This is a genomic window from Bacillus sp. 03113, assembly GCF_006546985.1.
Taxonomy (GTDB): Bacteria; Bacillota; Bacilli; order Bacillales; family Cytobacillaceae; genus VATK01.
Genome location: NZ_VATK01000005.1, coordinates 53216 through 75417 on the forward strand (window position 1 = coordinate 53216; position 22202 = coordinate 75417).

Here is a 22202-nt window from a genome sequence, read left to right on the forward strand (position 1 = left end):
TGTTATTAAACTGATATGATTTACATAATTAATGACAAAAAATGGTCGTTTAGCGAAACAATGTCAACTAGTTTATTAAGGCAAGGAGGGATATATAATGAAAACAATTCGACAACAATTGCTAACCATTAAAGGCTTATTAGATATTCCTTTTTTTAATATCCTATTTTTTCTATTTTTAGGAGTGCTTTTATTTGCTTCGATGGTTAGCGATGTAAAGCCTGAAAAATTGAACCTATCCCTTTTCTCGATTGCAGAACAAACAATTCGTTCACCGATTACGGTTGAAGATACATCCAGTACGAGTAAAAAAAAGAAGGAAGCAGAGGATCAGGTTAAAGACGTTTATGTTTTAAATAAAGAGATTGCCCAAAACAGAGTTGATTTAATTACTTCTATCTTTGAATCGGCTGTTGAAGTAAATGATGAAATAAGTAAAGATCTAGATCAAAAGCGTAAAGCAGCAGCTGAAAATAAGGATAGTCAAACGAATGTCGCTGAGATCACAGAACCATCACTAGACGAGAAGTTAAAAAAAATGAAGGAAAAATTAACAGATAATGTAACGAAAGAGATTTCAGATCAATCTCTTAGGTCTTTGTTATTATCTTCACAGTCGGATGTAAATATCGCCAAGGATACAACTGTTACCGCTATTAATAACGTGATGTCAGTTCGAATTCCTGGAGATGAGGTGGAGAATGCAAAAAAACGGCTAGAAGAAGTACTAAGATATACAAGCTTAAGCTCAGGGCTAAAAAGTGCTTCCATTGAATTAGGAAGATATGCGATCATTCAAAACGAATTTTACGATCCAAATCAAACAGAGGATCTTCGAAGAGAAGCAATACAAGGGGTAGAGCCTGTTAAAATTCTTCAAGGACAGATTATCGTTGAGCAAGGGCAATTAATAAGCAGAGAGATTTATCGTCAGCTTGGACTTGCTGGCTTGTTAAATAACGAAAACTCAATACAGCCTTTTTTAGGGTTATCGCTGATCATTTTAATATTCCTAGCGACTCTTTATTACTATTTTCAAGATCTTAATCTGAAGCCTCAGGCGAAACAAAATCAATTACTATTATTTAGTTTACTCTTTTTGCTGGCTTTATGCATCATGAAAGCAACGAGCTTTATTCAATTTAACTATACAGAAATTGGCTATATATTTCCGGCTGCGATGGCGGCAATGTTAATCAAAATATTAATGGATGAACGACTGGCCATTTTTGTTACGATTATTTTAGCTGTTTGTGGAAGTATTATTTATAATGAGGGAACAACCGGTTCTTTGCATATTAGTATGGGAATTTATATTCTGTGCAGCGGTTTAGCGGGTATTCTCTTTTTAAATAAGCAGAATCGCCGTTCGAAAATATTACAAGCTGGTCTCTTTGTTACCTTTATTAATATAGTTGTGATTTTTTCTTTCATATTTTTAAGAAATGGAAAGTTTGACATTTTAGAATATGGATTTCACTTTGGAATTGCGCTTATATCAGGCGTTGCATCTGCTGTATTGACAATCGGCCTTTTGCCATTTTTTGAAGCAGGCTTTGGGATCTTATCGACTATGAAATTAATAGAGTTATCAAATCCGAATCATCCCTTATTAAGAAAGATATTAACTGAAGCTCCAGGCACTTATCATCATAGTGTAATGGTTGCGAACTTAGCTGAATCAGCTTGTGAAGGAATTGGGGCTAATGGATTGCTTGCAAGAGTAGCTTGCTACTATCACGATATTGGCAAAACAAAACGACCTCAATTTTTTATTGAAAATCAATTGAATATTGATAATCCGCATGACCGCCTATCTCCTCAAGTCAGTAAAAACATTATTATCGCTCATGCAACGGATGGAGCAGAAATGCTTAAGAAACATCATATGCCAAAAGAAATTATTGACGTAGCAGAACAGCATCATGGTACTTCTCTTATTAAGTTCTTTTATCACAAGGCAAAGCAAAATGGCGGAGAAGTAAGTGAAGAAGATTATCGTTACCCAGGTCCAAAGGCCCAAACGAAGGAAGCTGCGATTATCGGAATAGCTGATAGTGTAGAAGCTGCAGTACGGTCAATGTCTCATCCTACAGCTGAACAAATTGAAAAACTTGTGAAAAATATTATTACGGATAGACTCCAGGATGGTCAGTTGAATGAGTGTGATTTAACATTAAAGGATCTTGAAAAGGTAACTCATTCATTTTGTGAAACATTAAAAGGGATTTTTCATTCACGGATCGAGTATCCAGAAATGAACAAACAGAAGGTGAAGCAAGCATGAAATTAAATATTGATTTTTTTGATGAAACGAATACATTGATGGAAGAAAACCTAATTAAGATGGAAGAATTATTAAACTTTGCTGCTGAGAAAGAGTGTGTTGAAGCAAATAGTGAGCTTTCTGTAACATTCGTTAATAATGATAAAATTCAGCAAATAAATAAAGAGTATCGATCAAAAGACCAGCCAACAGATGTAATCTCTTTCGCAATGGAAGAACTTGGTGAAGGCGAAATACAACTTCATGGATTTGAAATGCCTAGAGTATTAGGAGATATTATTATTTCAGTTGAAAAAGCAAAGGAACAAGCAGATGATTATGGTCACTCCTATGTGAGAGAGCTTGGATTCCTAGTAGTCCATGGTTTTCTACATTTGTTAGGATATGATCATGAAACGGATGAGGACGAAAAAAAAATGTTTTCCTTGCAAAAAGATATATTAAATGAGTTTGGGCTGCAAAGATAACATATGAGATATATAGGGAGAGTTATACGGTCCTTTTTCTTTGCTATTACTGGAATTAAGGATAGCTTTATACAAGAGCGGAATGTAAAAATTCATGTTGTGATCGCCTTGATTGTGATTGGCATGGGTTTCAAATATTCTCTTTCTAAAATGGAATGGGTATTTATTTTAATTATTATTACGGGAATGATTTCCCTGGAAATGGTTAATTCAGCGATTGAACGAGTTGTGGATCTTGTTACAAAGGATTTTCATCCATTGGCAAAGGAAGCGAAGGATATAGCTGCAGGTGCTGTACTCATTTATGCTATTTTAGCTATTATTGTTGGACTCGTTATATTTTATCCAAAAATATTTTAACCCATTGAAACACCATGCATGACCCATAGGTGATTAACACTTATGGGTCTCGGTTATTAGTTAGAAAATTGAAAAATTTTTACGGCATTTTCAATCAAACGATGCAAATCGATGAAATTTAAGGTAAAATATAAAGAGGCGGCAGCCTTCATGATGGAAAGGAAGAAAGGCCAGTGGAAACAGAAAAGTTAATAATAGAAGCCAAGAAAGCAAGGGAAAGAGCGTATGTACCTTATTCGAAATTTAAAGTTGGAGCAGCATTGCTAACAGAAGACGGAAAGGTATATCATGGATGCAATATTGAAAATTCTGCTTACAGCATGACAAATTGTGCCGAAAGGACTGCTCTTTTTAAAGCGCTTTCTGAGGGAGATAAAAATTTTAAAACATTAGTGGTTATTGCAGATACCAATCGTCCAGTACCCCCATGTGGTGCATGTCGGCAAGTCATCTCTGAATTATGCTCTAATGACATGACGATTGTTTTAACAAATTTAAAAGGACATATACAAGAAATTACAGTAGAAGAATTACTGCCAGGGGCATTTTCACCGGAGGATCTTAATGAACGAAATGAATAATCAAGCATATAAATCAGGTTTTATATCAATTATTGGTAGACCAAATGTAGGGAAATCGACTTTCTTAAATCGTGTAATTGGCCAAAAAATAGCCATTATGAGCGATAAGCCGCAAACAACTAGAAATAAGGTTCAAGGCGTTTTAACAACAAATGAGGCTCAAGCGATCTTTATTGATACGCCAGGAATTCATAAACCTAAGCATAAGCTTGGCGACTTTATGATGAAAGTAGCACAAAACACTTTAAAAGAGGTTGACTTAATTTTATTTATGGTCAATGCAGAAGAAGGTTTTGGCAAAGGAGAGGAGTTTATTATTGAAAAATTCCAATCTGTTCAAACTCCCGTATTCCTTGTCATTAACAAAATCGACTTAGTTCATCCTGATAAGCTCTTTACAATCATTGATGCTTATAAGGAAAAATATCCTTTTAAAGAAATTGTGCCGATCTCAAGCTTAGAAGGTAACAATGTCGAAACATTATTAGAGCAAGTACAAAAATACTTGCCTGAAGGACCGCAATATTATCCAGCTGATCAAGTAACGGATCATCCAGAGAGATTTATTACTTCGGAGTTGATTAGAGAAAAGGTGCTTCATCTTACTAGAGAAGAAATCCCACATTCGATCGCTGTGGTTATTGAAAAAATGGAACGAAGTGATGCGAATGATATCGTACATGTAATGGCAACGATCATTGTAGAAAGAGCTTCACAAAAGGGAATTATTATTGGGAAACAAGGAAGTTTATTAAAGGAAATTGGGAAAAGAGCGCGGCTTGATATTGAAAATCTGCTAGGTACAAAAGTCTTTTTAGAGCTTTGGGTAAAGGTTCAAAAGGATTGGCGTAATAAGATGACACAGCTACGAGATTTTGGATTTCGCGAGGACGAATATTAAGATATTGGAAAATCCAGTTGAGCATTTTCTTTCTGTTAAGATTAGCAATATTTTCGTCTCATGATTTTCGAATGAAAGGCTATGATAATGTTAAGGTTCGAAACCTGAAAATGGCTAGTTAATAATTGAAGGGTGTGGTTCTCAATGATGGATTTTACCTGGAAACTATTTTCTAAAACAGGTAATATTGACACTTATCTGCTTTTTAAAGAATTAGAAAAAGATAATCAAGAACCAAGTTATCAGGAAGAAGAGCTCGCAGATATTGATTTTCCCATCTCATAGATTTGCCTATATAAAGGGATGGTGACGACAAGATGCTTCAAAAATGTGAGGGCATCGTGATCAGAACAATTGATTATGGTGAAACGAATAAAATTGTCACTTTATATACAAGAGAATGGGGAAAGGTTGGTGTAATGGCACGAGGAGCAAAAAAAACAAACAGCCGCCTTGCTGCTATTACACAGCCTTTTACATATGGGCATTTTCTAGTTCTAAAAGGAAGAGGACTAGGCAATCTTCAACAGGGAGAATTGATCTCTTCGATGCGTTTAATAAAGCAGGACATCTTTTTAACAGCTTATGGAAGCTACATTATTGATTTAGCGGATAAATGTACAGATGACCAAAAACCAAATCCGTTTATGTTTGAATTGCTGCTTCAAACATTGTCTTATCTTGAAGAAGGATTTGATCGTGAAATTATTACAAACATCTTCGAAATAAAAATGCTGAGCGCACTTGGTCTTAATCCTATGTTTGATCATTGTGCGGTTTGTGGCAGTAGAGAAGGGCGTTTTTCATTCTCTATCCGAGAGGGTGGAATTATTTGTCATCGTTGTCTTGAAAAGGATCCGTATCACCTTTCTATTTCCTCGGCCACAGTTAAGCTGTTGCGAATTTTTTATTTCTTCGATCTATCGCGGCTTGGTGAAATTTCTGTCAAAGAGGAAACGAAAGCCGAATTAAAAAAAGTGATTGATGCGTATTATGAAGAATATTCAGGCTTACATTTAAAAACAAAAAAATTTATTGCACAGCTGGATTCACTTGAAAAGAAAATCAGTGAATCTTGACAACTGTTTTTGTTTTCGATATGATTCATAAGAAAATATATTCGTTGTGTTGATGGAAAGTAGTACTTAACCCTACTCTATTGAAGCGAACCTAGGATAGTGCAAGCTAGGGAATAGAGCGTTAAGGAAGGCATTCTCGGAGCAACTCGGTGTCCTTTAGACACATGTAAAGTGGCTGACATTTTCAGCAATTAGGGTGGAACCGCGGGTAACTCTCGTCCCTATGCATATTTGTGCATAGAGACGGGAGTTTTTTTATGCAATAAGATCGAAAAACCAAAAAGAATGCCCAAAGGGTATACATTTTTTCGGAGGTGCCATATGAATATTCAAAATATGATCTTAACATTACAAAAGCATTGGTCTGATCAAGGCTGCATTTTAATGCAAGCATATGATGTAGAAAAAGGTGCTGGGACAATGAGCCCTTATACATTTCTGAGAGCGATAGGACCAGAGCCATGGAATGTCGCTTATGTGGAACCATCTCGCAGACCGGCAGATGGTCGTTATGGAGAGAATCCTAATCGACTTTATCAGCATCATCAATTTCAGGTGATTATGAAGCCTTCTCCTGATAATATTCAAGAGATTTATTTAGACTCATTAAAAGCTCTTGGAATCGACCCACTCGAGCACGATATCCGTTTCGTTGAAGATAATTGGGAGAATCCTTCTTTAGGTTGTGCTGGCTTGGGCTGGGAGGTTTGGCTTGATGGTATGGAAATTACTCAATTTACATACTTTCAACAGGTTGGAGGTTTAGAATGTAAGCCAGTTTCTGTTGAAATTACCTATGGTATCGAACGCCTTGCGTCATACATTCAGGATAAAGAAAATGTATTTGACCTCGAGTGGACAGAAGGATTCACGGTTAAAGATATTTTTTACCAACCTGAGTATGAGCATTCCAAATATACCTTTGAAACATCGGATACTGACATGCTATTTAATTTATTTACCATTTATGAAAAAGAAGCACATCGACAAATGGAAGAAGGGCTTGTTCATCCAGCCTATGATTATGTGTTGAAGTGTTCCCACACCTTTAATCTTCTGGATGCCCGTGGAGCTATTTCTGTAACGGAAAGAACAGGTTATATTGGTCGATGCCGTAATCTTGCTCGAAAAGTGGCTAAAACATTTTATGAGGAACGAGAAAAGCTTGGTTTCCCTATCTTAAAGGTCAAGGAGGAGAGCGGCCGTGAGTAAAAAAGACATTTTATTAGAAATCGGTTTAGAAGAAATGCCAGCACGGTTTGTAACAAGCTCGATGCAGCAATTTGCTGATAAAGTTAGCAGCTGGCTAAACGAGCATAAAATTGATTTTGAAAATCTGCAAGCTTTTTCAACACCACGCAGACTTGCAGCTTATGTGAAAAATGTTAGTGAATCACAGCAAGATATACATGAAGAAGCCAAAGGCCCTGCTAAAAAAATTGCTTTGAATGAAGCTGGAGAATGGACAAAAGCAGCAGCTGGTTTTTGCCGTGGACAAGGTATGACTGTTAACGATATTTACTTTAAAGAGATCAATGGAATTGAATATGTCCATGTCAAGAAATATATAAAAGGGAAAAGAACAAGTGAACTATTACCATCATTAAAAGAAGTGGTAACAAGTTTATCTTTTCCTAAAAATATGCGATGGGCTAATGAAGAATTACGTTATATAAGACCAATAAAGTGGATTGTTGCCTTATTTGGAGAAGAGGTTATTCCTTTTACCATTACCAATGTTACGACTGGCAATGAAAGCTTAGGACATCGTTTTCTTGGTAAAAATATTACTATTCAAAATCCTGAAAATTATGAACAGCTGCTTTTAAGTCAATATGTGATTGCAAATCCGATAACAAGGAAAGAAGCGATTGTTTCGCAATTGGAAAAAATTGAAGAAGAAAATCAATGGGTGATTCCAATTGATCCTGAACTTTTAGAAGAAGTTACAAATTTAGTTGAATATCCTACTGCCTTATTCGGTCAGTTTGAAAAAGAATTTCTTCAAATTCCTGAGGAAGTATTAATAACCTCAATGAAGGAGCATCAGCGATATTTCCCTGTGAAGTCTTCAGATGGCGAGCTCCTCCCTAATTTTGTAACAGTCCGAAATGGGGGTCATGAACATCTTGAAAAGGTAGCTAAAGGAAATGAAAAAGTGTTAAGAGCAAGACTTCAAGATGCAGCTTTCTTCTATAAAGAGGATCAAAAAATTGAGATTCACACTTTCTTAGAAAAACTAAAAGCGATTGTCTATCACGAAGAGATTGGTACTTTAGCAGAAAAAGTAAGTCGAGTTCGTCAAGCTACAAACCAGCTCTCTGATAAGCTGCAGTTTTCTTTAGAAGCAAAAAAAGATGCGGATCGTGCAGCTGAAATTGCAAAGTTTGATCTCGTAACTCATATGGTTTACGAATTTCCTGAGCTTCAAGGGTTTATGGGTGAAAAATATGCCCTGCAAAAAGGCGAAAACCCAGTTGTAGCAAAAGCGATCAATGAACATTATATGCCTCGTAATGCTGAGGATGAAACACCTTCAAGTGATGTCGGGGCTGTCTTATCGATTGCTGAAAAAATGGATACCATTGTTTCGTGCTTTGCGATCGGTATCATCCCAAGTGGTTCCCAGGATCCTTATGCGTTAAGAAGACAGGCAACTGGAATCGTTCAAACACTGATTCAAAAAGATTGGAATATTGCGCTTGAAGTGATCATCGATCTTGTATTAGAAGCAATTATTCAAGCTGGTATTGCTAAAAAAGAGAAAAATGAATTGTTAGAAGAAATTCTATCGTTCTTTAAGCTTCGCATTAAGCATTTATTACAAGAACGAGGTATACGACATGATTTAATTGATGCCGTCTTAGGATATAAAATAGGTGCGATCCCAACCATTATTAGAAAGGGAGAAGTGCTGGAAAAAGAAAAAGATAGCAGTGGGTTTAAAGAAAGCATTGAAGCATTAAGCAGGGTAGTCAATATTTCTTCAAAAGCAGAAAAAATTGGAGAAGTCAATCCATCCTTGTTTACAAATGAATCTGAAACGACTCTTTTTAATAAATATCAAGAAGTAACTACTGAGCTTCATCTAAATGTCTCAGTAGAGAAGGCTTTTGAAATCCTCGTTACATTAAAGCCTGAGATCGATCAATATTTTGAGCAAACCATGGTCATGGACGATAATCCTGCTGTAAGGGAAAATCGATTAAATTTAATGGCCAAGATTGCGAAAATAGTAGCTGACTTTGCAAATGTAAGTACAATTATTGTGAAATAATATAGAAAAGAAGAAGCGCCTGTTTAGCCCCGACAAGCATAAGGTGCTACGTACGGAAATCCTGATTTTTGAAGTGATTTGACTAGACTTGCGGGCTGGGTGCTGGCCGATTAAGTACGCCACATCCTGTGGCAACATCGGCACTAGTACGTCCTGTACGTCGGAGCTAGATACCTGTCTACCTTCATAAAGCTTATTCTTTCTAAGAAAGGCCTGTTTAAAAAGGAACAGGCCTTTCCCTTATTAAGGACCTTTTTAGTTGGTTGTAGATAACTTCGGTAGAAATGCGTCAACGTCCAGCTCGATGAACAGGTTGACTAGTACCAAGACAAAAGGCAGTAAATCCTTTAATCCGCTGTATTACCCCTTATGCTTTTGTTTATTTATGCATACTTCTTAAAAATAGTATATAATATTTCAATAATTGTATAACTTTTTTCACAAAGGCTGTTTTATCAAAGTTTGTTGCTTTTGACATAAAAAAACATTGGAAGAAACGTTTCGGAGCAGCCTACATACGCGTAGACTCCTGTGGGAATGCGAGAAAGGCGAGACCCCGCAGAAGCGTATGCGACGAGGAGGCTTGACGCTCGCCCACGGAAAGCGAAGTGTATGTAGGCTGCGTGTTTAAAAGCAACAATCTATACGAAAACAGCCTTCACAAAAGACAAATGTCTAACCTCGAAATACTTGATGTATAAGAGGTTGAGTGATGAAATGAGAAACGCCTAATCTCGTAGATCTTTTGTCAGATCGATATTTTGGTTATTTGGCGTTTACGCATTACATAGTAGGTGGTGAGCACAATCGAGTTAAATAAACGGCAAGAACAAATTATTGAAATAGTTAAAGCAAATGGACCAATTACAGGAGAGCAAATTGCGGATCAACTGCATTTAACCAGAGCGACACTCCGACCTGATTTAGCCATACTAACGATGGCAGGCTATTTAGATGCAAGACCTCGTGTAGGTTATTTTTATACAGGAAAAACGCCTACACAGCTATTAACCGAAAACTTACAGAAAATTCTAGTAAAGGATTTTCAATCGATCCCCGTTGTGGTAAAAGAAAATGTTTCTGTTTACGATGCCATCGTAACGATGTTCTTAGAAGATGTAGGCACGTTATTTGTTGTCGATGAACATACCATTCTTGTAGGAGTATTGTCCAGAAAGGATCTGTTAAGAGCCAGCTTAGGAAAGCAAGAGCTTTCAACTCTACCTGTCAATATTATTATGACAAGAATGCCCAATATCACGATATGCCAAAAAGAGGATTTATTAATGGATATAGCAAATAAACTAATTGAAAAGCAAATTGATGCATTACCAGTTGTTAAAGAAACAGAAAAAGGGTACGAGGTAATTGGGAGAATAACTAAAACAAATGTAACGAAAGCATTTGTTGCCTTAGCAGAAAATTACTAGAAAAGATACAAAAGGAGCTGAACGGAATGGGGAATTTACCGATTATTTATGTCGTTTCAGATTCAGTTGGGGAAACGGCTGAACTTGTTACTAAAGCAGCCATTAGTCAATTTAATGGTAGTGATATTACAATAAAGAGATTTCCATTTGTTGAGGACCAGTCAAATATTCATGAGGTTGTTACTTTAGCAAAAATGGACCAAGGTATGATTGCATACACTTTAGTAAAGCCGGAAATGAGAAAATACATGAATGAGGTTGCACTCGAAGAAGGGGTGTATGCTTGTGATATTATTGGCCCCTTAATGGATCAGTTTCAGCTTCTTTGTGGGAAAACTCCATTATATGAACCTGGACTAGTTCGAAGGTTAGATGAAGATTATTTTAAAAAAGTTGAAGCAATTGAATTTGCAGTGAAATATGACGATGGAAGAGATGCAAGAGGAATATTAAAAGCAGATATTATCCTGCTGGGAGTTTCAAGAACATCTAAAACGCCTTTATCTCAGTTTTTAGCACATAAAAGATTAAAGGTGGCCAATGTTCCAATTGTTCCTGAAGTCGATCCTCCTGAAGAGCTTTTTTATGTAAATCCAAATAAGTGTGTGGGACTGCAAATCAGTCCAGAAAAACTAAATAATATTCGCCGCGAACGCTTGTTAGCACTTGGATTAAATGATAATGCCAGCTATGCAAAAATCGATCGTATTAAAGAAGAGATGCAATATTTTAATAAAATTGTTACTAAAATAGGTTGTCCAGTTATTGATGTCACCAATAAAGCTGTAGAAGAAACAGCTAATGTAATTGTTGGACTATACCAAAAATATAAATCAAAGGTCTAAATATAGGATTATTTTGTATTGGGGTAAGACAGTAGCTTACCCCTAAATTAAACATTGAATTTTTTTATATTATTTAATAAGTAAAGATGGAAATTATCAATTTTTTATTCTATAATAAAAAATTGTGATAAAAATAATGATTAAATAGGTTTAGACTTCACTTCGAACGAATAAACTATTTATTGTGAGAAATTAAGACCATGATAAAGTGGATGCAAAAAGTTATTACAAAAAAAGCAGGAAAATGTGGAGTGATGTAGAATTATTAGTACAATAGGAAGGCCGATCATATATGTTGACGCTGACTCCTGTCCTGTAAAAGAAGAAATTGTCGAGATTTCAAATTATAATCGAATAAGAGTTGTGTTTGTAGCATCTTATGCTCATATGACAGAAAATACACTTGGAGCTTGTTGGAAATTCGTTGATACAGCGAAAGAAGCGGCAGATTTGTTTATTATGAATCATATAAAAGCAGGTGATGTTGCCATAACTCAAGATATTGGGCTTGCCTCCACCTTATTGCCAAAAGGGGTTTGCGTCCTTTCACCGAGGGGAACTTTGATTAAGGATAAGGATATTCATACTGCGTTAGATTTGAGGTATCTTTCAGCAAAAGCTAGGCGGCAGGGGATATATGGAAAAGGTCCTAAGTCTTTAACAAAAGAGGATCGGAAAAGATTCGTTAATAAGTTTACAAAAATATTGTCGAATTTTGAAGGGTAATTATAACTTCTGTCGAATACTTCAGAAGGAATCATGGAGGTGTTCTAATGTCGGGGCGCATTCCAGAAGATAAAGTAAATGAAATACGGCAGGCAGTCGATATTGTTGATGTTATTAGCGACTATGTTCAACTGAAAAAACAAGGTCGCAACTATTTTGGTTTATGTCCTTTTCATGGCGAAAACACTCCTTCGTTTTCTGTATCATCTGATAAACAAATCTATCACTGTTTTGGATGTGGTGCGGGAGGAAATGCTTTTTCATTTTTGATGGAGATTGAAGGCTATACATTTAAAGAAGCGGCACTTAAGCTAGCTGAAAAAGCCAACATGGATATAGGCTTGGAGATCACATCAGATGAAATGCCGAATGCAATTCCTCAAGATGTCGGGCAAATGATATCTGCACATGATATTTTAAGGAAATTTTACCATCACATACTTGTAAATACTAAAGATGGTCAGCATGCTCTAGAGTATTTGTTGAATAGAGGACTTACCTTAGAATCAATTCAAAAGTTTCAAATAGGTTATGCTTTAAATTCCTGGGATTTCGTTGTTAAATTTTTAACCCAAAGAAAGTATGATCCTATATTTATGGAAAAAGCCGGCATCATTGTTCAGAGTGAAAAAAACGGGAAGTATTATGATCGATTTCGTGATCGAATTATGTTCCCAATTTTTGATCGAAAAGGAAACACGATTGCTTTTTCAGGGAGAACGTTAGGGGCGGGTGAGCCTAAGTATTTAAATAGTCCCGAAACAGCAATCTTTAATAAAAGTAAAACTTTATATAATTATCATTTAGCGAGATCAAGCATTCGGAAACGACAACAAGCCGTTCTTTTTGAAGGGTTTGCCGATGTGATCGCCGCAGACCGATCGGGTGTTGATAACGGTATAGCTACTATGGGAACCTCCATAACAGAGGAACACGTAGCAATCATTAGGCAAAATGTCGATTCGGTTACAATCTGCTATGATTCTGATCATGCAGGAATAGAAGCTGCTTACCGAGCGGCAAATATGCTCACTAACTCAGGTTGTAAGGTGAGAATTGCTAGTTTACCCGATGGTATGGATCCTGACGACTATGTTGGGACGTTCGGGGAAGAAAAATTTCGTCATGAAGTAATTGATGCAAGTCATACCTTTATGAATTTCAAGCTGCGATATTTTAGAAGAGGGAAAAATCTTCAAGATGAAGGAGATAGGCTCCTTTATATAGAAGAAGTATTAAAAGAAATATCAAGGCTTGATAAGGCAGTTGAAAAAGACCACTATTTACGGCAAATTGCAGCAGAATTTTCCATCTCATTAGAGGCTTTAAACGAACAGCAAAAGCAGATGTTTTTTCATGAGAAAAGAAATCAGCAAGAAAAAGGAAAGCAAAATAGACCAACACCGCCGCTGCAATGGAAGAAAAAAACGGATCAGTTAATGCCTGCGTATTATACAGCGGAAAGAAGGCTAATTGCGCATATGCTTCGAAGCGATGAGCTAACTTATAAAATTGGAGAAATGCTGCAAGGGAAAACCTTTATTACAGATGAACATCAAGCGATCATTACTTATCTTTTTGGCTTTTATGAAGAAGGACAGATGCCTGCAACAAGCTCGTTTATCAATTTTGTCCAGGATGACAAATTAAGAAGAATCATTGCAGAAATTGACATGATGCCCATAAACGAAGACATAAACGAGCAAGAATTAGCGGATTATTTGAAACAGGTGTTAAATTATGAAAAAGTGCAAAAGATAAAAGAAAAACAAGCAGAAGAAAAAGAAGCAGAAAAGCAAAAGGACTATGTAAAAGCAGCTAAGATTGCGATGGAAATCATACAAATTCGCAAGTCTTTGTAGTTGCAAAAGAATGATAAATATGAAAGAATTGTCTTTGATTTTTGGAAGGAGGGGGACAAATGGCTGAAAAGTCGGCCCATTCAAAAGAGGTAGATACAGAGTTGACGCTTGACCATGTTAAGGCTCAATTAACTGTATTAGGTAAAAAAACAGGTGTTCTTGCATACGATGATATCGCAGAAAAGCTGTCTCACTTTGAATTGGATTCCCATCAAATGGATGAGTTTTATGAATTTTTAGGTGACCAAGGTATTGAATTAATTGGTGACAGTGAAGATAAAGATCCTAATATAAATGAATTAACAAAAGGTGAAGAGGAATTTGATCTAAATGATTTAAGCGTTCCTCCAGGTGTAAAAATAAATGACCCTGTTCGCATGTATTTAAAAGAAATAGGCAGAGTCGACCTTCTATCAGCAGAAGAAGAAATTTCATTAGCCACTCGAATTGAAGATGGTGATGAAGAAGCTAAAAGACGTCTTGCGGAAGCGAACCTTCGACTTGTTGTAAGTATTGCCAAAAGATATGTAGGCCGTGGAATGTTGTTCTTAGATTTGATCCAAGAAGGAAACATGGGTCTAATTAAAGCGGTAGAAAAATTTGATTATCGAAAAGGCTTTAAATTCAGTACTTACGCTACATGGTGGATCCGTCAAGCAATCACTAGAGCCATTGCAGATCAAGCGAGAACAATTCGTATTCCCGTTCATATGGTTGAAACCATAAACAAACTAATTCGAGTACAAAGACAGTTGCTTCAGGATCTTGGGCGGGAGCCTTCACCAGAAGAAATTGGTGAAGATATGGATTTGTCTCCTGATAAAGTAAGAGAAATCTTAAAAATTGCTCAAGAACCTGTTTCATTAGAAACTCCTATCGGTGAAGAAGATGACTCCCATTTAGGGGATTTCATCGAAGATCAAGATGCCACTTCTCCTTCCGAGCATGCCGCTTATGAGCTGCTTAAGGAACAATTAGAGGACGTTCTTGATACATTAACAGATCGTGAAGAGAATGTTCTTCGTCTACGTTTTGGCTTAGATGATGGTCGCACTCGAACTTTAGAAGAAGTTGGGAAAGTTTTTGGCGTTACACGTGAACGCATTCGTCAAATTGAAGCAAAAGCGTTACGAAAGCTAAGACATCCAAGCAGAAGTAAACGACTGAAAGATTTCTTAGAATAAACTAAATAACTTCTGAGTGTTAAACGAGCATGGAGAAATAGCGATCTTTTAATAAAAGTAGCTATTTCTTTTTTTCTTAGTATAAGAAAGTATAACTTTTTGGGAAATAGACTGTTGTCTAGCTAGCCCCTAGCTCTTTGAAAAATAACCCTTTGTTGCTAAAAGTAAAAAGCGCTCTTCGATTGAACATTTTTTCAAGGTTAAGGTGATTTTGCTATCTTAAGTTCCCATTAAATGTTTTTTTATCTATTTTACTGAATTGTCTTTCATTTTGCAAATGCTCTTAGAAAATTATTTGTTCTTTTTTTACCAAATAGCTGATCCTTAATGAAGTCAAGAATGAAAAGAGCTTTAAATCAACAAAAAAGAGAACGTATATAAATAGATAGAACATCCTATCGCCAATAAATGAAATCGCTTTCTTTTTTATTATACATGATCTTAAGACTTTTCGGAATTCTAAATTTCAAGTAAAATGAAGGAGATTTATATGTAAATACCTATTCTCTATGTTTTACATAAGGGGGGTGTGATCCATAAAACGCAAATCAATTATTCCATTTATTATGATCATGGTGATTGGCGTTGGGGCAATGTTTTTACTTTCAATAATCGGTTTAAACGAAATGGATGAAATGAGTAAGGAAGGCGGCAAAAACAAAACAGAAGAGATTACTGCGGCTAAACCAGAGGACATTTATAAGAAAAGTTGTATTGGCTGCCATGGAGATCAATATCAAGGCGCTGCGGGACCATCACTTCTAGGAGTAGGAGACCGTTATTCTCATGAAGAAATCAAAGAAATTATTACTAAAGGTAAAAATGGTAGAATGCCAGCTGGACTCGTACCAGAAGAAAAAGCAGATGAAATGGCGGACTGGCTTACAAGTTTAAAAAAATGAAAGCGCATAACCTGATTTGCTATAATTCTTGTCGCCGATAAACAGGCACCTTGCGCTTTTCTTAGTCCTTTGCATCTGCAAAGGACTTTTTCTATACTAATACAATGTGCTATCGTATACTATAGGGTAGTACATTTAAGAATTGATTTCATTTAGTGCATACATAAATAGAAAGCGGTGACCATCTTCGGATGAATATAGAGAATTTATCTATTCGGCTGGAAACAGTTGCGAAATATATACCAAATGGATGTAGCATAGCTGATATTGGTTCAGATCATGCTTATTTGCCATGCCATGTTGTGATAAAAGGAATTGTTCCATTCGCTATTGCTGGAGAAGTGGTGGAAGGACCTTATCAGTCTGCAAAGAACCAGGTTGAAAAAGAAGGGCTAGTTGACAAAATATCTGTCCGAAAAGGAGACGGTCTTGACGTTTTGAAAGCAGGAGAGGTTGAGTGTATCACCATAGCAGGAATGGGAGGAGCACTCATAGCAAGTATTTTAGAAAAAGGAAGCGAAAAGCTGTCTTCTATAAAAAGATTAATTCTGCAGCCAAATATTGGGGCAATAGCTATTCGAGTTTGGCTTTTGGAAAATGGATGGGAATTAATTGATGAAGAGATTCTTGAAGAAGACGGAAAAATTTATGAAATACTTATTGCTGAAAAAGGAGATCCAAAAAAACCGTATCATGAAGATATGGATCGAAATTTACTACTAGGTCCTTTTTTATCAAAGAATCCTACGGAAATTTTTAAGAAAAAATGGTTTGCTGAAAAATCAAATTGGGAACGGATCATTTTTCAGCTAAATCAGGCTTCTTCTACCCTAGAAAATCAAATGAAAAAGCAGGAATTAGAAAATAAGATACAAATGGTAGAAAGGATTCTAAATGATGAAAAGTGTTAATGGTCATGAAATCATTCAGCTTTTTGAACAGTTTTCTCCAAAGTCTTATGCAATGGATGGGGATAAAATTGGTTTGCAAATTGGAAGGCTTAATAAACCTGTGGAAAATGTATTAGTTGCCTTAGATGTTTTGGAATCTGTGGTAGACGAAGCAATTGAAAAAAATGTCCAGTTGATTATTGCTCATCATCCGCCTATCTTTAGGCCACTACAGCATCTTAGAACGGATAATGCAGCAGGGCAAATGCTTGAAAAACTAATAAAGCATGATATTGCTGTTTATGCTGCACACACGAATCTTGATGTTGCAGCGGGTGGTGTTAATGATTTACTTGCTGAGGCGTTAGGGTTAAAGAATTCAGAGATACTTGTTCCTACTTTTAAAGTCAAATTAAAAAAACTCGTAGTATACGTGCCTGAGGATCATGCATTAAACATAAAACAAGCGCTTGGAGATGCAGGGGCAGGGGCAATCGGTAATTATTCTCATTGCTCATTTTCAAGTACAGGGATAGGTCAATTTTTGCCTGGAAAAAATACGGATCCATTTATCGGAAAACAAGGGATGCTTGAATCTGTAAACGAAATTAGAATTGAAACCATTTACCCTGCTCATTTAGAGAAAAAGGTTTTGTCTGCTATGTTTAAGGCTCATCCGTATGAGGAAGTAGCATATGATCTTTATTTATTGGAAAATGAAGGTGATGTGCTAGGATTAGGTCGTATTGGTGAAATAGAAGAAATGTCCTTGGAAGAATTTTCTGAGCACGTGAAAAAATCTTTACATATCGATCGTGTTCGAATTGTTGGTGATTTAGATGCCCGAATACAAAAAGTAGCGGTACTTGGTGGAGATGGAAATAAGTATATAAATGCTGCGAAAATAAAAGGTGCAGATGTTTTTGTTTCAGGGGACATCTATTACCACGTTGCCCACGATGCAATGATGATGGGATTAAATATTATTGACCCTGGTCATAATGTGGAGAAGGTAATGAAAAACGGAGTCGCCGCCTACTTAACAAAAAAAAGTCAAGAAAAAGGATATAAAGTATCTATTTTTCCATCTGAATTAAATACGGATCCTTTTCAATTTAGATAAATTCCATTATTATTAAGATAAAACCAAGGTGCTAAGCACCTTGGTTTTATCTTTTTACTTTTGGAAGTATTTTATTTAATGGAACTTTTTTCTCTCGCTTCCAAGTTGTTTCATCGTTTGGATCGTATTGTTCTAAAAAAGCAATGACTTCTTTTGTAATTGGTGTAGGAGTGGAGGCTCCAGCTGTAACCGCCACAGTTTTGGCATCTTTAATCCACTGTAGCTGCAATTCTGAAACGTCTGCTATACGATAGGCTTGTGTATGAGCAATTTCTTCAGAGACCTGTGCCAATCGATTTGAATTGTTGCTCATTGGATCTCCTACAACGATAAGCACGTCAGCTTCACCAGCTTGCTTCGATACGGCTTCCTGTCGGACCTGGGTAGCTAAGCATATTTCCTTATGAAATTCTGCATGAGGATATTTTTGTTTTATTTTTTCCATAATTAGAGCAACATCCCATTGACTCATTGTTGTTTGATTAGTGACAATTATTTTTTCACCTTTAACGGTTAAGTTGTCAACATCATTTGGGGTTTCTACGAGAGAGACAATGTTTGGAGCAACTCCAATAGCACCTTCAGGCTCTGGATGTCCTTTTTTACCTATATAGATTACTTGATAGCCCTCTTTTTCTTTTTCACGAATCAAATCATGTGTCTTCGTTACGTCAGGACAAGTGGCGTCAATGGTTGTCAGTCCTTTTTGCTTTGCTAGATCACGTACTTCAGGTGAAACCCCATGAGCAGTAAAAATAACGGTCCCTGAGTTGATCTTTTCAAGAATTTCTTTTCTGTTTTTACCATCTAACGTAATAATTCCTTCTTCTTCGAAGGCGTCTGTAACATGTTTATTATGAACGATCATTCCTAAAATATAGATAGGTCTTGGTAATGATTTATCTAAAGCCGCATTTCTGGCAATAACCATGGCGTCAACTACTCCATAACAATAGCCGCGAGGGCTGATCTTTATTACTTTCATTTATCTTTAGTCCTCTCTATGTAATAGCTGCTTGTAGTACTCGTCCTTATTATATAAAACTTATAGGAATATGACAAAAGGTACCTACATTTGAAGGGTACCTGTCACACTAAATTATACATATAATTTTGGTTTAGAAATGCCAGTTTTCTTAGCAGTTTTTTTAGCTTCTTTTTGCGGCTCTTGTTCAGGTGTATCGGCATTGCTTTGATCGGCTGTTATTTCTGTTTTCAAATCTTTTTTTTCATCAACATCCGCGACTTCTTCTGACTCATTTAACGTACTTTTTAATCCTTTATAAAGTCTCCACATGGCAGGGATATTTTTGAACATGGGTCCGTATTGCTGAACAATCGGCCCTACTTGCTGAGCGGTATTTAAAACTTTTTGGGTATTCTCAAGAAAACCCGTCAATGTAGAGGGATTGCTTAAAGTTTTTAAAATGGAGCCACCTCCTGCTTGACCGGTTCTGCTTGGGGCATTGAATCCTTGCATGGCATTCGATTGATTCCTTTTACTTAATAATTTGCCTAAAAGTCCACCTCTATTGGAACGTGGGCGAGGAGCTCCTCCAAATGGTGATCGACTGAAATGAGGCGGGGGGCCTTGCATTGGATTCATTCGATAGGGCATATTTCTTTGAAAAGGTCCTCTTTGTCTTTGTAGCATAAGATGATGACCTCCTTTCCTTTTAATCTCTAATGTTAGAGTATGCTAAGACATCAAATTAGTTTTAGAAATCTGAAAGGTAAATGAAAGAAGGATAGGATCTAGGTGATATTTGTATGTTATGAAAAGAACGTTTCTCTTAAATACACGACAATTATGGTGTTTTCAACAAAATTTGTTATAATTACATGATGTGATTTGCATTTTCAAAACTGATCGTCTTATGAAACAATTTTTTAATATAAAGAAAAATAACTGTAAGTAGTAAATAAAAGGAGTTTTACAATGAATGAAACAAAATTTGAACAATTTTCATTTAAGCCATTTATTATCGATGCTGTTAAGCAATTAGGCTTTTATGAACCAACTGAAATTCAAAGAAGACTTTTTCCTGTTGTTTTGAAAGGTGAAAGTGTCATAGGTCAATCTCAAACGGGTACGGGAAAAACGCATTCGTATATTTTGCCAATTCTTGAAAAAATAAATCCAAACAAGAAATCAGTTCAAGCTGTGATAACCGCACCAACGAGGGAATTAGCCAACCAGATTTATCAGGAGATATTAAAGATAACAAAGCATTCAACTGAAGAAATTTCAGCTCGTGTCCTCATTGGAGGAACAGATAAGCAAAGAACGATCGAAAAATTAAAAACGCAGCCACATGTCGTAGTGGGAACTCCAGGACGAATTAATGACCTCGTTAAGGACCAAGCACTGTTCATTCATACAGCAGAGATGCTTGTTGTGGATGAAGCTGATTTAATGCTTGATATGGGCTTTATTGAAGATGTGGATCAAATAGCAGCAAGAATGCCGCAAAATCTTCAAATGCTCGTTTTTTCAGCAACCATTCCAGAAAAACTGAAACCATTTTTAAAAAAATATATGGAGAATCCAACTTATATCCAAGTGGACCCAAACCAAAAAACAGCAGTTAATATAGCGCACTATTTACTGCCTTCTCGACATCGAGAAAAAACTCAATTAGTCTACGATGCATTAGTTCAGTATAATCCTTATCTAGCAATTGTTTTTACAAATACAAAGAAAATGGCAGATGAAGTGGCAGATGGATTAATGAACAAAGGGTTAAAAGTCGGAAGAATTCATGGTGATTTAAGCCCTCGAGAGCGTAAAAAAATGATGAAGCAAATTCAAGATCTAGAGTTTCGATATATTGTAGCTACGGACTTAGCTGCAAGGGGAATTGATATTCAAGGGATTAGTCACGTCATTAATTATGAATTGCCAAGTGATTTAGATTTTTATGTGCATCGTGTTGGGAGAACCGCTCGGGCAGGCTACGACGGAGTTGCATTAACGATCTATGATCCATCTGATGAAGATGCATTAGTTCAACTTGAAAAAATGGGCATCATCTTTAAACACGTTGACTTGAGTAAAGGCGATCTTGTTGAAATTGAGGATCGAAATAAAAGAAAAAATCGCCAAAGGCAAATGGATGAAGTAGATGTACAAGCTAAAAATGTTGTACGAAAACCAAAAAAGGTTAAGCCTGGATATAAGAAAAAAATGCAAAGAGAAGTGGAAAGCTTTAAAAAAAGACAGAGAAGAATAAAGAAAAAATAAAGAAAAATAAAGAAATATAATAAGGGAGAAAGACGGATGTTAAAAATTGGTTCGCATGTGTCTATGAGTGGAAAGAAAATGCTTTTAGCAGCAAGTGAAGAAGCCGTTTCATATGGATCAAATACTTTTATGATTTATACGGGAGCTCCTCAGAATACGCGCAGAAAAAAAATTGAAGAGCTGAATATTGAAGAAGGGCTTAAACATATGGAAGCCAATGAAATTGATACGATTATTGTTCATGCTCCTTATATTATTAATATTGGAAATACAACAAATCCCGATACATTTGAGCTGGGTATTCGTTTCTTGCGTTCCGAAATTGAACGAACAGAGGCCATTGGTGCAAAGCAAATCGTTCTGCACCCTGGAGCTCATGTAGGTGCAGGTACAGAAGCAGGAATTAAAAAGATTGTAGAAGGGTTAAATGAAGTAATAACCGGCAAAGAGAAGGTGCAAATTGCCTTAGAAACAATGGCGGGTAAGGGATCAGAATGTGGCAAATCATTTGAAGAGCTAGCAATGATCATCGATGGAGTCCATTATAACGATCGACTTTCCGTCTGCTTTGATACTTGCCATACGCATGATGCAGGCTATAATATTGCCTGTGACTTTGATGGGGTATTAAACGAATTTGATCGTATTATTGGTATTGATCGCATCAAGGTACTTCATATTAATGATAGTAAGAATGAAAGAGGTATGCGAAAAGACCGCCATGAGAATATCGGCTTTGGTCATATTGGCTTCCAGGCTTTAAATCAAATCGTACATCATCCACAGCTAATGGAAATACCGAAAATACTTGAAACGCCTTATGTGGGAGAGGACAAAAAAAATAAAAAGCCTCCTTATAAGCACGAAATAAAGATGTTTAGAGATCAATCTTTTAATGAAAATGTGCTGGATGAAATTTTGGGGAGTTAAAATGAATACCTGTCACAACCAACCGTGACAGGTATGTATTTTTTAGATCCTACATTGTTTATCCAGTCTCAATTTTGGAGCCAATGGAACATTTTTCTTCAGGGCTGATCAAAC

The 22202-nt window shown here is 36.3% G+C and carries 21 protein-coding genes; 19 read left to right on the forward strand and 2 right to left on the reverse strand.

The window, feature by feature from the left end; all coding sequences use genetic code 11:
* The first annotated feature begins 97 nt into the window (after nucleotides 1-97).
* The 17 genes from FDO66_RS05625 to FDO66_RS05705 all read left to right on the forward strand — a co-directional run bounded on the left by FDO66_RS05625 (nucleotide 98) and on the right by FDO66_RS05705 (nucleotide 17914).
* On the forward strand, nucleotides 98-2287 hold the full coding sequence (locus FDO66_RS05625; RefSeq protein WP_141431503.1) for an HD family phosphohydrolase: 2190 nt from the start codon (nucleotides 98-100) through the stop codon (nucleotides 2285-2287).
* Entirely contained in the window at nucleotides 2284-2754 is a 471-nt protein-coding gene (gene ybeY / locus FDO66_RS05630; RefSeq protein ID WP_141431505.1) for an rRNA maturation RNase YbeY, read from the forward strand. The genes FDO66_RS05625 and ybeY overlap by 4 nt, the downstream gene beginning before the upstream one ends.
* 3 nt (nucleotides 2755-2757) lie before the next feature.
* Entirely contained in the window at nucleotides 2758-3114 is a 357-nt protein-coding gene (locus tag FDO66_RS05635) for a diacylglycerol kinase family protein (RefSeq protein ID WP_141431507.1), read from the forward strand.
* A 173-nt stretch (nucleotides 3115-3287) separates the two neighbouring features.
* Nucleotides 3288-3695 carry a cytidine deaminase gene (locus FDO66_RS05640; RefSeq protein WP_141431509.1) on the forward strand — a complete coding sequence of 136 codons (408 nt, stop codon included), beginning with the start codon at nucleotides 3288-3290 and terminating at the stop codon, nucleotides 3693-3695.
* The gene (era, locus tag FDO66_RS05645) at nucleotides 3688-4596 is read left to right on the forward strand and encodes a GTPase Era (protein ID WP_141431828.1); all 909 of its coding nucleotides are present in this window, start codon (nucleotides 3688-3690) and stop codon (nucleotides 4594-4596) included. Before FDO66_RS05640 ends, era begins: the two co-directional genes overlap by 8 nt.
* A gap of 144 nt (nucleotides 4597-4740) precedes the next feature.
* Nucleotides 4741-4881, forward strand: a complete 141-nt coding sequence (locus FDO66_RS05650) for a YqzL family protein (protein ID WP_141431511.1) — start codon at nucleotides 4741-4743, stop codon at nucleotides 4879-4881.
* Nucleotides 4882-4913: 32 nt separating this feature from the next.
* Complete coding sequence (recO, locus tag FDO66_RS05655; protein WP_141431513.1) at nucleotides 4914-5675, forward strand: DNA repair protein RecO; 762 nt, start codon at nucleotides 4914-4916, stop codon at nucleotides 5673-5675.
* Between the two features lie 321 nt (nucleotides 5676-5996).
* Nucleotides 5997-6887, forward strand: a complete 891-nt coding sequence (gene glyQ, locus FDO66_RS05660; protein WP_141431515.1) for a glycine--tRNA ligase subunit alpha — start codon at nucleotides 5997-5999, stop codon at nucleotides 6885-6887.
* Nucleotides 6880-8952: a glycine--tRNA ligase subunit beta gene (glyS, locus tag FDO66_RS05665; RefSeq protein WP_141431517.1), complete on the forward strand. Its 2073-nt coding sequence runs from the start codon at nucleotides 6880-6882 to the stop codon at nucleotides 8950-8952. Before glyQ ends, glyS begins: the two co-directional genes overlap by 8 nt.
* Nucleotides 8953-9749: 797 nt before the next feature.
* Nucleotides 9750-10382, forward strand: coding sequence for a transcriptional regulator CcpN (gene ccpN / locus FDO66_RS05670; protein WP_181444461.1), 633 nt, complete (start codon nucleotides 9750-9752; stop codon nucleotides 10380-10382).
* Between the two features lie 26 nt (nucleotides 10383-10408).
* Nucleotides 10409-11227, forward strand: a complete 819-nt coding sequence (locus tag FDO66_RS05675) for a pyruvate, water dikinase regulatory protein (RefSeq protein WP_141431521.1) — start codon at nucleotides 10409-10411, stop codon at nucleotides 11225-11227.
* Nucleotides 11228-11491: 264 nt separating this feature from the next.
* A complete protein-coding gene (locus FDO66_RS05680; protein ID WP_258535639.1) occupies nucleotides 11492-11953 on the forward strand; it encodes a YaiI/YqxD family protein in 462 nt (153 codons plus the stop codon).
* Between the two features lie 47 nt (nucleotides 11954-12000).
* Complete coding sequence (gene dnaG / locus FDO66_RS05685) at nucleotides 12001-13815, forward strand: DNA primase (RefSeq protein ID WP_141431525.1); 1815 nt, start codon at nucleotides 12001-12003, stop codon at nucleotides 13813-13815.
* A 59-nt stretch (nucleotides 13816-13874) separates the two neighbouring features.
* On the forward strand, nucleotides 13875-14999 hold the full coding sequence (rpoD, locus tag FDO66_RS05690; protein WP_141431527.1) for an RNA polymerase sigma factor RpoD: 1125 nt from the start codon (nucleotides 13875-13877) through the stop codon (nucleotides 14997-14999).
* Between the two features lie 536 nt (nucleotides 15000-15535).
* Complete coding sequence (gene cccA / locus FDO66_RS05695) at nucleotides 15536-15901, forward strand: cytochrome c550 (RefSeq protein ID WP_141431529.1); 366 nt, start codon at nucleotides 15536-15538, stop codon at nucleotides 15899-15901.
* A 191-nt stretch (nucleotides 15902-16092) separates the two neighbouring features.
* Nucleotides 16093-16812 carry a tRNA (adenine(22)-N(1))-methyltransferase gene (locus tag FDO66_RS05700; protein ID WP_141431531.1) on the forward strand — a complete coding sequence of 240 codons (720 nt, stop codon included), beginning with the start codon at nucleotides 16093-16095 and terminating at the stop codon, nucleotides 16810-16812.
* Nucleotides 16799-17914: a Nif3-like dinuclear metal center hexameric protein gene (locus FDO66_RS05705; protein ID WP_141431533.1), complete on the forward strand. Its 1116-nt coding sequence runs from the start codon at nucleotides 16799-16801 to the stop codon at nucleotides 17912-17914. The genes FDO66_RS05700 and FDO66_RS05705 overlap by 14 nt, the downstream gene beginning before the upstream one ends.
* Nucleotides 17915-17960: 46 nt before the next feature.
* On the opposite strand, the gene FDO66_RS05710 is transcribed toward FDO66_RS05705, so the two are convergent.
* The gene (locus FDO66_RS05710) at nucleotides 17961-18899 is read right to left on the reverse strand and encodes a 4-hydroxy-3-methylbut-2-enyl diphosphate reductase (RefSeq protein WP_141431535.1); all 939 of its coding nucleotides are present in this window, start codon (nucleotides 18897-18899) and stop codon (nucleotides 17961-17963) included.
* A gap of 114 nt (nucleotides 18900-19013) precedes the next feature.
* Nucleotides 19014-19568, reverse strand: coding sequence for a VrrA/YqfQ family protein (gene vrrA, locus FDO66_RS05715; protein WP_141431537.1), 555 nt, complete (start codon nucleotides 19566-19568; stop codon nucleotides 19014-19016).
* A gap of 285 nt (nucleotides 19569-19853) precedes the next feature.
* Here vrrA and FDO66_RS05720 point away from each other — a divergent pair, with 285 nt between their 5' ends.
* A complete protein-coding gene (locus FDO66_RS05720) occupies nucleotides 19854-21158 on the forward strand; it encodes a DEAD/DEAH box helicase (protein ID WP_141431539.1) in 1305 nt (434 codons plus the stop codon).
* 36 nt (nucleotides 21159-21194) lie between these two features.
* Nucleotides 21195-22088, forward strand: coding sequence for a deoxyribonuclease IV (locus FDO66_RS05725; protein ID WP_141431541.1), 894 nt, complete (start codon nucleotides 21195-21197; stop codon nucleotides 22086-22088).
* The last annotated feature ends 114 nt before the right edge of the window (nucleotides 22089-22202 follow it).

What these genes read in the sequence shown, in the direction of transcription:
- ybeY (WP_141431505.1), top strand. Translation starts at nt 2,284, where the DNA reads ATGAAATTAAATATTGATTTTTTTGATGAAACGAATACATTGATGGAA.
- FDO66_RS05720 (WP_141431539.1), top strand. Translation starts at nt 19,854, where the DNA reads ATGAATGAAACAAAATTTGAACAATTTTCATTTAAGCCATTTATTATC.
- FDO66_RS05635 (WP_141431507.1), top strand. Translation starts at nt 2,758, where the DNA reads ATGAGATATATAGGGAGAGTTATACGGTCCTTTTTCTTTGCTATTACT.
- FDO66_RS05710 (WP_141431535.1), bottom strand. Translation starts at nt 18,899, where the DNA reads ATGAAAGTAATAAAGATCAGCCCTCGCGGCTATTGTTATGGAGTAGTT.
- rpoD (WP_141431527.1), top strand. Translation starts at nt 13,875, where the DNA reads ATGGCTGAAAAGTCGGCCCATTCAAAAGAGGTAGATACAGAGTTGACG.
- vrrA (WP_141431537.1), bottom strand. Translation starts at nt 19,568, where the DNA reads ATGCTACAAAGACAAAGAGGACCTTTTCAAAGAAATATGCCCTATCGA.
- recO (WP_141431513.1), top strand. Translation starts at nt 4,914, where the DNA reads ATGCTTCAAAAATGTGAGGGCATCGTGATCAGAACAATTGATTATGGT.
- FDO66_RS05700 (WP_141431531.1), top strand. Translation starts at nt 16,093, where the DNA reads ATGAATATAGAGAATTTATCTATTCGGCTGGAAACAGTTGCGAAATAT.
- FDO66_RS05625 (WP_141431503.1), top strand. Translation starts at nt 98, where the DNA reads ATGAAAACAATTCGACAACAATTGCTAACCATTAAAGGCTTATTAGAT.
- FDO66_RS05650 (WP_141431511.1), top strand. Translation starts at nt 4,741, where the DNA reads ATGATGGATTTTACCTGGAAACTATTTTCTAAAACAGGTAATATTGAC.
- FDO66_RS05725 (WP_141431541.1), top strand. Translation starts at nt 21,195, where the DNA reads ATGTTAAAAATTGGTTCGCATGTGTCTATGAGTGGAAAGAAAATGCTT.
- FDO66_RS05705 (WP_141431533.1), top strand. Translation starts at nt 16,799, where the DNA reads ATGAAAAGTGTTAATGGTCATGAAATCATTCAGCTTTTTGAACAGTTT.
- dnaG (WP_141431525.1), top strand. Translation starts at nt 12,001, where the DNA reads ATGTCGGGGCGCATTCCAGAAGATAAAGTAAATGAAATACGGCAGGCA.
- FDO66_RS05675 (WP_141431521.1), top strand. Translation starts at nt 10,409, where the DNA reads ATGGGGAATTTACCGATTATTTATGTCGTTTCAGATTCAGTTGGGGAA.
- glyQ (WP_141431515.1), top strand. Translation starts at nt 5,997, where the DNA reads ATGAATATTCAAAATATGATCTTAACATTACAAAAGCATTGGTCTGAT.
- era (WP_141431828.1), top strand. Translation starts at nt 3,688, where the DNA reads ATGAATAATCAAGCATATAAATCAGGTTTTATATCAATTATTGGTAGA.